11 protein-coding genes and 1 riboswitch are annotated in these 13,177 nt (G+C 40.7%); of the genes, 2 read left to right on the top strand and 9 right to left on the bottom strand.

Annotation, left to right across the window (positions count from 1 at the left end):
- Window positions 1-3 precede the first annotated feature (3 nt).
- Entirely contained in the window at window positions 4-1,434 is a 1,431-nt protein-coding gene (locus JOC78_RS10910; RefSeq protein WP_204555576.1) for a sensor histidine kinase, read from the bottom strand.
- Window positions 1,435-1,819: 385 nt separating this feature from the next.
- Here JOC78_RS10910 and JOC78_RS10905 point away from each other — a divergent pair, with 385 nt between their 5' ends.
- The gene (locus tag JOC78_RS10905; RefSeq protein ID WP_239587121.1) at window positions 1,820-3,097 is read left to right on the top strand and encodes an AAA family ATPase; all 1,278 of its coding nucleotides are present in this window, start codon (window positions 1,820-1,822) and stop codon (window positions 3,095-3,097) included.
- A 247-nt stretch (window positions 3,098-3,344) separates the two neighbouring features.
- Here JOC78_RS10905 and thiT read toward each other — a convergent pair whose 3' ends face one another.
- From thiT to JOC78_RS10865, 8 genes are all read right to left on the bottom strand, one after another.
- Complete coding sequence (gene thiT / locus JOC78_RS10900) at window positions 3,345-3,896, bottom strand: energy-coupled thiamine transporter ThiT (protein WP_204555572.1); 552 nt, start codon at window positions 3,894-3,896, stop codon at window positions 3,345-3,347.
- Between the two features lie 77 nt (window positions 3,897-3,973).
- A riboswitch (TPP riboswitch) is annotated at window positions 3,974-4,076 on the bottom strand.
- Window positions 4,077-4,135: 59 nt separating this feature from the next.
- Window positions 4,136-4,954 carry a YihY/virulence factor BrkB family protein gene (locus tag JOC78_RS10895; RefSeq protein ID WP_204555569.1) on the bottom strand — a complete coding sequence of 273 codons (819 nt, stop codon included), beginning with the start codon at window positions 4,952-4,954 and terminating at the stop codon, window positions 4,136-4,138.
- Window positions 4,955-5,082: 128 nt separating this feature from the next.
- Window positions 5,083-5,943 carry an S-layer homology domain-containing protein gene (locus tag JOC78_RS10890; protein ID WP_204555567.1) on the bottom strand — a complete coding sequence of 287 codons (861 nt, stop codon included), beginning with the start codon at window positions 5,941-5,943 and terminating at the stop codon, window positions 5,083-5,085.
- Window positions 5,944-6,381: 438 nt separating this feature from the next.
- A complete protein-coding gene (locus JOC78_RS10885; RefSeq protein ID WP_204555565.1) occupies window positions 6,382-6,882 on the bottom strand; it encodes a VanZ family protein in 501 nt (166 codons plus the stop codon).
- A 155-nt stretch (window positions 6,883-7,037) separates the two neighbouring features.
- Window positions 7,038-9,449 (bottom strand): diguanylate cyclase domain-containing protein, encoded by a 2,412-nt coding sequence (locus JOC78_RS10880; RefSeq protein WP_204555563.1) that lies wholly within the window; start codon window positions 9,447-9,449, stop codon window positions 7,038-7,040.
- Between the two features lie 333 nt (window positions 9,450-9,782).
- Window positions 9,783-11,921 (bottom strand): SEC-C metal-binding domain-containing protein, encoded by a 2,139-nt coding sequence (locus JOC78_RS10875; RefSeq protein WP_204555548.1) that lies wholly within the window; start codon window positions 11,919-11,921, stop codon window positions 9,783-9,785.
- A 132-nt stretch (window positions 11,922-12,053) separates the two neighbouring features.
- On the bottom strand, window positions 12,054-12,359 hold the full coding sequence (locus JOC78_RS10870; RefSeq protein ID WP_204555546.1) for a nucleotidyltransferase domain-containing protein: 306 nt from the start codon (window positions 12,357-12,359) through the stop codon (window positions 12,054-12,056).
- Between the two features lie 2 nt (window positions 12,360-12,361).
- Window positions 12,362-12,799: a nucleotidyltransferase substrate binding protein gene (locus JOC78_RS10865; RefSeq protein WP_239587120.1), complete on the bottom strand. Its 438-nt coding sequence runs from the start codon at window positions 12,797-12,799 to the stop codon at window positions 12,362-12,364.
- Between the two features lie 129 nt (window positions 12,800-12,928).
- Here JOC78_RS10865 and JOC78_RS10860 point away from each other — a divergent pair, with 129 nt between their 5' ends.
- Window positions 12,929-13,144 (top strand): hypothetical protein, encoded by a 216-nt coding sequence (locus tag JOC78_RS10860; protein WP_204555544.1) that lies wholly within the window; start codon window positions 12,929-12,931, stop codon window positions 13,142-13,144.
- Window positions 13,145-13,177: the final 33 nt, after the last annotated feature.

Here is a 13,177-nt window from a genome sequence, read left to right as displayed (position 1 = left end):
TGTTCACACCACTCCTTGGTCAATGGGAAATGTGATGATATTTTTTGTTCCAAGCTGTGATGACTGAATATCATACTCTCCTGCTAAATCGTGTTCAATTAGCATTTTGACAATATCTAGTCCAAGCGAATGATTCATTTCCTTTTTTATTCCTACGCCATTATCAGTAACTGATAATAAAATGTCATCCTGTCTCTTTTCAAATCCCACCGTAATTTCTCCGGATGGCCGGTTAATAAATGCATGCTTAATCGAGTTTTGAATGAGTTCATTGACGACTAAAGCAATAGATACTGCTTTTTTAGAATCGAGAAGAATGGTGTCACCTATATAATTCATCTGTATGGATACATCTGAATGCTCGCTGTGCTGAAGCAGCATATTGCCTACTTTCTTAGACAAACTGACAATATCTACTTCATCATCATCACCTTGTTCATTTGCTAAAATAATTTCATACACAGAAGCAATACTGAGTACACGGTTTAAGCTGTCGGTTAAATGACCTCTGCTCTCTTCGGCCACTCCATTTCTGATTTGAAGACGAAGTAAGCTGGCCACTGTTTGCAAATTGTTTTTTACGCGGTGATGAATTTCACGAATCGCCACCGATTTGACGACTAGTTCTCTTTCTTTCATACGTAAATCAGTAATGTCACGAAGTAAAATCAGCATGCCTGTAATTTCATCATCCTGATAAATATTGACTTTTTTCACTTCTAGAAAGTGTGAAGGTATTTTCATTTCTTGAATGACTAAATCTTGGTTCAATTCCATGATCGGAGCGATAAACGGCAAGACATCAGTAACCATCTTCCCCTCAGGTTCTAAGATATGATATACCTCAGACACAAAGCTTCTGGCGGAAGAATTGACATACACCACTTGATGAGAAGCATCGATTAGGATAAAATACTCTCTCATAATGTCTGACACAGATGGCCTGTCTTGTGATAAACCAAAGAACAATTCCCAAAGCATTTCAGGTGCTGATGAAAGCGGTCTCATTTTCTCTGAAGCCTTCATCTCTGGCATATCTTCTTCTTTTATCAGCATTCCGATGACTTGCCCTTCATCGTTTTTAATAGGAGCCACACTTTGCTTAACGAGTTTTCCCCGCTGTGTAACTGCACGATTAAAGAGAATATTCTTGCCTGTCCGGTATGAAAAAAAGACACTGGGTTCGAATACTTCATAAACGATGGTACCTACATAAGGATCATGATAAAGTGTCTTACCTGACGTAGGAGCAGCTTCTGCTACAACAATTGCGTTATTTGTCCCTTTTACCTGGCAATCAATAAATACATTGGCCTCCGATAAGTCCGCGATCAATTCCAGCTGTGCGGCGACTTGCTCAATCTTTTCGATGTCTGTTTCTGTTAAAGAAGTATGTTGACGGCATAATAGTCCAGCCAACTGGCAATTTATCATCTGTTGCACAACCTCACCACGACCTATTGTACTAATTTTCTAATAATTTAAACACATTATATTTTAAATATAAACATGTGTCAATAAACATTATTATAGAAAAATAGGTCATTATTTTAATGAAAAACCTTTATAAATCAAGCTTTAAATAGAAGAAATTTCTACCGGGCGCATGATTATGTAAAATAAATTTTGCACATAAAACAATAGGATCTAATACCTATTATTGGGATTTACTAACAAAGCCAACATAATTATTTTGTGCCAAAATGCTTTTAAAAATGCTCACTTTTTTAATATGGCAAATTCATTGTGTAAGAGCTGTTATGTTATAATGAAGGTTCGTTCAGTAACCAGAATTCACATTTACAGAAAGGAAGAAATGATGAAAAACATTCCTGCACTGATACACTTTGAACAAGCTTCTAAAGAAAACATGCCTCACTATTATGACTTTGCTCTGCCCATTCACACCATCAAAAATTTGCTAAAAAACGAAACAGACAGCCCTTTTTATATGTACTTTATGAAAGAAAATATAGAAGAAATTTGGGAGACCGTAGAACAATTAGCGGTGCAGCAGCCTGAACTAACAAGGATCTTAGCTAATGTTTTTGACTGCATGGAAACAGGCACCATCAGCTATTCACAAATCACCGGAGAGAATAAATTTGTAGTTAAGCCCTCAGTAAATAATTCTGTCTATTATTTCCCTGAGTATGAGGTCGCTCTCGCTAAGCTTCCTATTTATCAAAGCCATGAAGATTACGAAGAAGACTTTATCTTCGCCCAAAACGACGAAGGACTGCTTCAATTTATTGACTTTATTTATGCCCAGCAAAAGGAATTCATGAAAGGGTTTATTAATATTTTCACGGACACGGATGATGGGGTAGAAAGAGTTCAGGAGAAAATCACGCACCAAGTCACACGCGAAGATGTGCTTTTGGAAGAAGAGATGAAAACAGAAATATTCCGCTCCATCGACGAGTTCTTTCTGCATAGCGGAAGCTTCTTTAAAAAATACGATATTCCTTACAAACGAGGGATCCTGCTATACGGTTCACCGGGAAATGGGAAAACGACGCTCGTTAAGTCTATAGCAGGCAGTACAGCTGCTCCCGTTGTCTACTGGCAAATTACCGAATATACAACAAGCTATTCTATCAAAGAAGTATTTACAACTGTGACCAAATTAGCGCCGATGATCTTAGTCATTGAAGATATCGATTCCATGCCAGAAGAATCTCGTTCTGTCTTTTTAAATACACTGGACGGCGCCGCTTCTAAAGAAGGCATCTTCTTAATCGGCACGACCAACTATCCGGAAAAAATCGATCCTGCACTAATTAACCGAGCTGGACGCTTTGACCGCGCCTATGAAATTAAACTTCCAACTACCGAGACAAGAATGAACTATTTGAGAAAAAGAAACGTGACTCAATTTATGTCAGAGGAAGACCTTAACCAATTAGCGAAAGAAACGGATGGTCTGTCCATCGCTCAATTGAATGAACTGTATATGTCGATCGCTCTGCAGTGGCATTATGAAGAAAAAGTTCAGATTGAGAAAATCATTAAGGATCTGCAAACAAATAACCAAAAGACTTGGCGGCAAGACTGGGGAACAGAGCATAAGCCTTCCATGGGATTTAACAGCTGACAATTAGCAGGGTTATTTCATAAGTGTAAAGAACTGATTGGTGAGTGTATTGAAGCTCGGCGTGAATGTAAACAAAACTCCTGTATGTAACGAAATCCTAATTTGTGAAAAGAAATTTTTCTGAGTGTAAAGAACCGATGAGTGAAGGTATAGAAACTCACCATGAATGAGAAGACTTTCGCTTCTTAAAGAAAAAACAAAGAGGGTGCCCTCAAAAGCCGAAGCTTTTGGAACACCCTCTTTTCATTTATGCGCGTACAGTTAACAGACGCGGCGCCGCTTTCCACAAAAACATCATCACGATCGAGCATAGAGCAAACGCACCGAGCATTGTGATACCATTCACGAACAAAGAATACAGCGCAGCCGGTGTGCCTTCAGGTGCATATTCTCCAAAATAGATCCAACCGGCAAGAAAATGCCAAACGTAGCGAGCGGCACTCCCGATGAAGACAGCTGCCAATATGACCGGCGCTTTCTTTTCAGCCTTTGCCAGTTTCCCAGCGAATACTCCTGCCATCCCTATAAAAGCAAAAGCCACAAAGTATTCAATAAAAGCTTGCACCGGTGTCAGGATATACGCGTCTCCAAGTATAACCTGCAAGAGCCCCCACAGGAATCCTGACGCCATCCCTGCTTTCACTCCCCAGCGCAGTGCGACATAAAAAATCGGCACCATCGCAAATGAAATCGAAATCACCGGCGATAGTTTAATGGACGGCAGCAAATCCAGCAAAAAGGCCAAAGAGGCAAAGATCGCCGCTTCCATCAAGGCTTGTAATGGCAGTTTATTTCTCATATATAAGTCCTCCTTCTATTCGTCATTAACAGACGAAACGACAAGGAGGCATATCTGTCCCTTAGTATCTTTCTTCTATTCATTTCTTTCCACATCCCTGCGTTAGCATTATCTAACAGGTTCAAAGGGTCTGAACGTTCGCACGTTCACTCTCAGCTAGAAGCTCCCCTCGTGGTTCCGCTGTTATGTCCCCTCTATTATAAAGGAAGCAGGAAAATGCCGCAATTCGTAATTTTCAACTATTCCCGCTGGATATTTTCCGCATTCATTAAGCCGCCTACCAACAGCACGACTGCAGTTAAATAAAACCAGAGCATTAAGATAATGATCCCGGCCAGTTGACCGTATATGCGTGTATAACTAACGACTCCTGTATATTCACTAAAAAGAATAGAAACACCCTGCCAGCAAACTGTAGCAAACATTGCACCTGGCAGCACAGATAGAATACGCGACCTTTTATGGGGAAGGATTTGATAAAAAAGAATGAAGAATCCTAATAAAAACAAGGTGCCAAGCATCCATTTCGCAATTGGCCAATCTGATAATACAGGAGCGGCAATCTCCCAAAATGATCTTACATCCGAAGAAAACACTTCAGCCAAAAAACGCTCCACTAACGGGATAATCAGCGATAAGGGAACAAGAAACATGAAGATCATGGTAACAAGCAAGTCACGGAGCAATCCTTTAAAAAAAGGCAGCGACCGTTTAATTCCATAGGCGTCATTCAGCGAACGAACGAGGGATTGAATCGCCATTGAAGACAGCCAAAACGCCGAAATTAAACTGACAGACAATACTTGCCCTTTACCTTTTTCCAACACTTCCTGCACATTTTCATGTATCAATGAATACGTCTCTGCCGGTGCATACGGTTCAATAAATACGAGCACATCCTCTTCATGGAGAGGAAAATAACTGATTAAAGACAGCACGAATATAAAAAATGGCATAATTGACAATAACAAATAATAGGCGGTCTGAGCAGCCTGATCATAAAAACGCTCCGCAAAAAAGCGGCCCAGCACTTTTTTGATAATGGTTAAGACTCTCATAGACACCTCCTATTTCTTTGATGGATAAATGAAGTTTAATTTTACCATTATGAATACCATTCTTTCCAAACTGCCGCTTTCAAACACAAAAAAGGAGAATCCATTTGATTAGATTCTCCTTTCGCTATTTATTGAGTAACTGTGACTTGAATAGCTACTTCATGTCCTGTTTCGTCCACTGAACCCTTGACTTCGTAAACACCTGGTTGTGACGTATCAACTTTATCCCAAGACACTGGCAATTCAACTTCATAGCCATCATTGTAGCGGAAAGTAACGGTTTCAGGAAGCACGGGTGCCTCACCTTGGTTAACCGTCACACTATCTACTCCGATCACTTCAAACTCTTCCGCCCACTCTACTCCTTCAATTGTACGAACGAGGAATGAAGCATATTGCGCGCGGCTGACATTGGCTTTTGGCTTAAAGGCAGAAACCGTTGTAATTTCAAGCTCAGCAAGCTTTTCGATATACTCTCTTGCCCACTCATCCGCTTGTTCTAAATCTGTAATGACTACTTGGCTGTCTTCATTGATGTACTCATAAAGTCCGAATGCTTCAACGAGCACCTTCGCCATGGCTTGTCGTGAAATTTGGTTATTAGGCAGTAAGCTGTTATTGACTCCATTAAACACTTCAAATTCTTTTACCACAAGAGAAGCCTTGTATAATTCTTGGTCCGGATGCGCACTAGTAACATCTTTAAATGGAGCGGTAGCAGATGTATCAATTTCGCCATACGTTTCTTCAATATAGCGAGCTAATGTTTTCACCACTTGGCCGCGAGTAATATTATTGTTAGGGTTAAAGTAGCCATTGACTCCTTTAACTAACCCTCGCTCCGCCGCAATATAAATATTTTCCGAATGACTTCCGAAAAGGTTTTCATCCTTAAACGTAATTGATGCAGCAGATGCAGGCAATGCCGCAGTAGCTACTACCGCCGCTGTGACAGAAGCCGCTAAAAATTTTGAGAAATGTTTGTTCATTGTATTCTTCCTCTCTAGTTTCTTTTAGGAAAATATTATTAAAGGGCTAGTTATTAGCCAATTTTATTCATTTTCTGACATTATATTATCATATAAATCTATTTTTCTAATACAAGAAAATAGTGGTAAATATAGAAATGATTCCAATGGACTAGTTGTATTATATACGTGGATTAGTAGCTTTCAAGACTTAGTCTTTCGGTGGACGGTTGTTCGCTCTTGCGGCTAGTTTTTTCGCTTTCGAGATACTCTTTTTCGCTCCCGCAATCGTTTTTTTCGCTTTCGCTACGTTTCTTCGCCTCCAGCACACGGTTATTGTTTTTCAGGACACTTTTTTCCACTCACGCGGCTGTATTATTTGCTTTCAAAAACTTTAAACATGTAAGCCAAGCTTGTCATGCAAAAAAGCTCAGAGCCTTATCGCTCTGAGCTAACATATTAATTCCGTTTTTTTCTTTTTCTTCTTATTAAGTAAACCGGCACATAAAGCACCAATGCCAGCGCTGCTCCGATGAAGTCGAGAAAGACGTCATTGACGAGTGGAGTCCGGCCGCCGGTCAGTAATTGATGGAATTCATCAAAGGCCGCATAGAGACCTGTTCCTATTAAAGCGATTCCTATAGCTAACGTGATTCGCCTCGGGCGCCAATAGACAACTACTCGAAATAAAGCGACTGCCAGACAGCCGAACAGGAACACATGGGCAAACTTGCGGATAAAAAATTCTATAAAATAGTAATATCCTTTTGTTTCAACTGAAATCAGCTTGCCCCAATAGGATACTTCCACTTGTGATAATACACCAGCAAGCGGTTCCCCAGGTAACAGCTTTTGCAAAAGCGGAACGAGTGACTGCTCCTCATAGGTTTGTGAAGAGAACATAAAAATCACTCCCGCTACACCTAAAAGCAACAATAAACTAAACAAATGCTTCAACATATAAACTCCTTTAAACCCAATATCCCTTTCATCTTCATTTCATTATTGTAGTACCTGTCCGTTCACCATACAATGAAAAGCCCTCGACAAAATTAAACAAGGTGCCAGACCCCCGGCGCTGTGACGCATTAACGCGCCGGGGGTCTGGCACCTTCTTATTCTCTCTCATTCTCTCTGCCTTTAAAATGCCATTGATTTCTGCCGGATTCTTTGGAGTGGTATAAAGCTTTATCTGCGAGCCTCACTAGGTCGTTCACTGACAAATAGGGAGTGGGCATGAGAGTTGTTACACCAGCACTGATCGTCACATACGGTTTGACTTTCGAATGAATATGCGGGATGGCCAATTTCACTATATTCGTCCGAATCGCTTCTGCTACAAGACACGCGCCTTCCTCAGCAGTATTCGGTAGTATGACCGCAAACTCTTCTCCTCCATACCTTGCAGCTATATCACCAGGCCGCTTTAATGTGGACTGAATTTCCTTCGCAATTTGCTTTAAACACTGATCTCCACCTTGGTGGCCGTACGTATCGTTATAGATTTTAAAATGATCAATATCAAGCATAATTAACGAAACCGGCTGCGATGTACGTGCGGAACGGCTCCATTCTTCTTTCAATCGCAGGTCAAACGTGCGGCGGTTTGGAATTTCTGTCAGTCCATCGATCATAGATAAGTTACTTAAAATCTCATTGGCTTTCTTTAATTGTTGTTCCGCTTCTTTTCGAACGGTCATATCGTACATGACTCCAGCTACACCTTCAACTTCTCCTTCTGAATTAAAGCGAAGGGAGGCTGTGACTTCTATCCATTTCACTTCGCCTGATTCTGTTACAATTTGAAACTCTTCCCGGCATTCATCTTTCTTATGAGAAACAAGCTGGTGAAACGTTTGCTTAGCCTTTGCTTGACTTTCTTTTGCTAAATAATCGAACACGCTGCAACCTAAACTTTCCTCCACCTTATAACCTGTCAGATCACTCCAGTAATAGTTCATAAACATAAATTTTCCCGTTAAATCTAATTGGAAAATCACTTCCTTCGTCTGGTTGATGACGGCTAAATATCGTTCACGGCTTTGACGAAGCTCTTCCTGCATCCGTCTTTGTTCTGTAACGTTACGAATAATAAATTGGGTAGCCGCTTCTCCTTCATAAATAATTTGCGCAACAGAGACCTCTGCTTCAATTACAGTATCATCCACTCTGCAAAGCTTAACATCCAGTTTATAATTCTGATATTGCGCTCTTGTCTCCTTGAATTTTTCCACCGATTCGGGATGGATAAATTCTTGAATATAACGCCCAACGATATCTGCTGACGTCTCTGCTCCTAGCATTTGTATAGTCTGCTCATTAATAAAGATCACTCGGTCATTTTTATGAACACCGATCGCTTCTGGCGCAGACTCTACTAAAACTTTATAGCGGTTTTCGCTTTCTTCTATTTTATTCGTGTACTGCTCAATGGTGGTCGCCATTTGGTTGTACGAATGGCATAATTCCTGAAATTCCGAAGCAGATCCTTCAATAATGGCGTCTTCCACGCGGTAATTAAATTGTCCATCTGCCATCCGTTTCGTGCCATTTAATAAATGAGCGAGAGGCAAATATATTTCTCGGAACATTAACATCAAGATGCCGTAAAAAATCAATAATGCGACAATCAATGCACCAACTACAGCTGACACCATTCTCCAGAAAGGAAGCAGGACTTCTTCTTTTTTTATTTCGCCAATAATGTACCAATCTTTTTGAATAATTTTATGATAGGAACCAAGAACTGTTTCACTTTGGTAATTCGTATAGGCTCGTCTATAGATGGGGTCTTCCTTTTTAATGATTCGATCATATATATGAGTGGTTAAATGGGGCGGGTTTCGATAGAATTCTTCTGGTGTGGCTGCTTCGTAATGAGTGGGTCTAGTAAGCATGGTTCCATCTTTATTAATGAGATAGGTCTCGCCTGTCTTTCCGAAACTAAGCCCATTCACTAATCCATTAATCGTTTCAAGCGTAATAGCGCCGAATAGGACACCATAAAACTTGCCTTGGAGATCATAGGCCGGTACAGATAAGATAAATAGGGGGGCATTGGTGGCACGCGCAACAAATATATCTGTGATCATGCTCTCACCTTGTTTCGCGGCTTTAAAATAATCGCGATCCGATAAGTCAATTCCCGGAAGCCTCTTTGTGTCAATTTCTGTCACACCTTGATCGTTCATAAAAACAATCGCATCAAACTCACTTTGGCTATTCGCAAAGGTCTGCATCGCATCTTCTAGCTGGTTGTAATCCTTTAGCCTCACCGCTGGAAGGGCAGCTAAATACTCCACAGCCTCCATCCGTTTCTCAAGCCAATTATCTATAAAATACTGCTGGGTTTTCATCGTTTCTGAGAGCTGCTGAACCACTTCTTCGCGGCGCCCGTAATCGGAGACAATAATTAATGCCGTGATAATGACCGCCCCTGTAGCTAAAAACAGGGAAACCATCCAAAAGGATAATTGCCTTTTCAATGTCGTTAATCTTAGGAGACGTCGCCACTTAGTAGGATTCATACACTCTCCCCCTTCTAATTAAAAATGATCTATATAGTTCTATTAACCTACAATTTAGTGAAAATTGCAACAATTTCCGACAATATTCGTATATTGCTCAGACGGTGATGGATGATGAACGGGTTTGTTGTTTAGTTTAAAAGAGAAACAGTCTATTGACTAGCCGGAAAGGTTCTATCAGCGAGTCCTGAACTTCTAGTGACTATTCGCCATCTATCAACAATTTACCTTTTCAACTCAACAAATTATTCTTTGTACACATCACTAACATTATCATTAAAAAAACACCCACCCCTTAAGAGTTTTAACTATTAAGGCATGGGTGCAATTATTTTATTCAAGAAAATCTATATAAGGAGCGGCTTGTTTCGGGTAGACGGTCTCGATACTGTAGACCTTCCAATTCGTTTTTTGAGACAGTTTTCCTGCTATAGTCATCCCAGGCTGCATGAGAGACCGAACTTCTTTTTTTATTGTTGTTTTATATTTACGGCCAGCTTCACCTATTTTCACTAGATTCATATAAGTTGAAGTCACTGATTGCACTCGGAAATAGCCTTTCTCAGTAACAGCCGGAATCTCTCCTGATTCAAACACCCGGCGAAACTCGCCCATACTTGGACCAAAGTCGTACCTTCGCTCACGATACGGAGTGTATGTTTCAAGAATGGTAATCGCCCCTAAAATATCTGGTTCCATTTCTTTCACAAGCTGCTTCACCACCGGTCCATGCTTCGTTCCATATGTGCGGTCAAGCCACGCCGCAAAGCTTTTCACTGCCGTGAAGAAGCCCTTTGCCTGATTATGCGTCGCATCTGAATTAAATTCTAAATAGTAATAAGAAATCAGGGCTGCCCATTGATCAGCCGTTAAGTGTTGCGGCTGACCAATCTCTTCTTCTACGAAAAAGAAAGAAAGCACCTCGACGCCAAGACGGTATTTATAAAACGTATTCGGGGATCTCCCCGCCCCTTTTTCTTGGAAAAATGTTAATAAATCGCGAGCATAAGGGCTTTGCCTTTCATGAGCAGGGAGACCCAATTCTTCCCACATCAGAATCTCATCCTGCGACCAATGAATGTCCTCAGTGAGCTGAATCAGCCTGGACTCTCTTTGCTCACGAAGGGTCGTAAACGGTGAAAGCGGCAAGTTTAACGCCTTTCTTAATTGATTAAAATCGGCTGTCCACTTTTGTGGTGTTTCCCGTTTAGTTGCATGGAAGCTCGCATATTCATGTGATTGCACCCAGCGCTCAAGTTCGAAATATTTCTTTAAAGCAGCCATCTCTGCCGGTGATTTTCCTTTAAACTGGGGAAGCGGCAGATCGAGTTCTTTCAATAGAAGCATTTTATGAGCAAATTGGGTAAAAACCGGTGGAACCCCCTCATCCATTGCGATGCTGTAGGAGCTCGCTTGAACTTTGACCGGCAGCATTTTACGCTCTTCCTCCGTTTTCACATGATGTGCTTGCGGAATATTGCTTAATAAATGTTCAAAGTCGGCTATTGCCTTAGAGTGAAACGATTGAAATGTCAGCTGACTTTCCTCTATCTCAATGATCCCATCCACTTCATCCAAATACACGGAACCCTTAGCCAAATTATCTTCATATCGATAGCGTTGTGACACAAGACCGCCTTTGCCGCTGTGGCCATCCCACTCATTCATTTCCAAACGGCCTGTGCGGTGAACTTCACTCATGACTGCATCGACATCATCCATAGAATAATAGAGCGTAGAACTTACTACTTCATGTGCTTCTCCCTCTTTCAACACCCGCTTCCTTAATAGTTCGCCAGTCAGTTCTGGAAAGAGATCAATTGCTGCACTTTCATAAGACTCACCAGTTTCCTGTAGATGACTCTTCAGGTGATCTTCAGCCCTGTGCAAATGGTCTGGTCCTACGATCGCGGTTACACCGTTCATATAATAGCTGCCATCCAATTCCTCTAATAAGCAAAATGTGCCGGCCCAAGGCTGATATTCAAACAATGTTTCACAGTAAGGCATATGGAAACGGTCATTCGTAAACAGATCCTCTACCACCACACCATTTTGATCATAATCCACATGCTGAATCAAGCGCGGCACGAGTGATTCCCACGTTTGTGCCATTCTTCTTAGCGCCGGTTCGTCTCTTTGGCCCCAATTTTTGTTAAACCACTCAATCCCTCGCAAACCATTAAACGCAGGATGCCGGTAAAAAAACATCAGCCAGTGATGCGCATAACCATCTGGGATGTCACGGACGCCTGTCCGTTTCTTAAAATTGTTCATGAGCGACTGATACTCCTGAAAAGAATAATAACCAATCACTTTCTCAGCTAATCGTTCACTCAGCTTTTGCTTCATCTGAAAAAAATGATCGCGCTTCACTTGCCCAAGTTCCACTACCTTTTCCTTTTTCAAACAGCACTGCTTATATTTCTTGCCACTGCCACATGGGCATGGTTCATTCCGTCCGATTGCCACGCTTTATTCCTCCGATTCTCTTTTTTAAAATTGTATCATGTATAAAAGAAATCAGTAAGCATACAAAATGCCTGCCCACTGCTGCAGTCATAATTTACTGCAACAGTGAAGCAGGCACTTGTAAAAAGCACTTTAACTCTTTATATAGATTTCTTTTCCTTCTTGGTCAATATGTTCAATTAACTTTTGGTTTGAAATTGTATGATAGTCGAGAATATCAAAGAAATACGGCAATGGATATTCCTCATTTAAAAGTTCCGTTAAACCATACAGTACTTCTGGTGTGATTCGAGTCCCTATAATCGCCAGATCCACATCTGAGCCTTTCTTATAATTTCCCATTGCTCGGCTGCCAAAAATAACGGCACGCTCAATTTCATCAAAAGAGCCTAATGCCTGTTTGATATATCGAATGTCTCGCTCTAATAAACCAAACATTATTATAACTCCTCTTTTAATTTGTTGTACAAATGTTTTAACAGAGGCAGGTAATGTCGCTTAATTTCTTTTACTAGCTTTTCTGCAAGTTCATCATCATAGGTATGTGAAGTTAAATTTCGTTTAGACAATGCTTCTAACCACCCGTGTCCATCTACGATCAGTTCAATTTGAAAAGCTTGCTTAATACTTTCTCTCGGAGTTTTAATCACGTACCCTTGGGCTTCCAGATAATCTTTTAAAACTTTCCAGCTTAATTCAATCGTCATTTCAAAAAATTGAATAATACCCGCTCTCTCTAGTTCATTTTTCACTTCTAATTCAGCGTACTTTTCCAGCAGCATATAAGATTTTTCAAAATTTTCAAATCGTTGCTTCCAGCGTATTTCTTTCATTTCATCCATAAACACTACCCGCTCCTTGGATTTCTTTTCAGTCATTATACCACCTCAGCTATATAGCCTCCAAAGGATGAAAAATTTTTTAAGAACGTTTAAACTTAATTAGATCTGCTGTAAGTTCCCCTTTAATAAATGAACTAGATAAAGCAATGAAAAAAGGAGAGAGCAATGATCGTTAAAAACCAGCGTAAACAAAGAAAAAAGAAACAGAAGAAAGAAGACTTTGGCACGTGCAGCTTTTACTGCAAGCCTTGCCAATATGAATTTGAAGTGGAATGGGAGACGATTTGGGAGCTGCAAGAACTTACACATGGATTTGTCGGCTTTCACACAGAGGATTCATTTATTTCATGCCCAAAATGTCATGAATTGGTGGAGGACTAATTGTAAAGTCAAAAAAGGTGCCAGACCCCCGGT

The organism is Bacillus ectoiniformans, assembly GCF_016908875.1.
Taxonomy (GTDB): Bacteria; Bacillota; Bacilli; order Bacillales; family Domibacillaceae; genus Bacillus_BX; species Bacillus_BX ectoiniformans.
The sequence above is the reverse complement of the archived record's forward strand: the minus strand, read 5'-3'. Positions and strand labels throughout refer to the sequence as shown.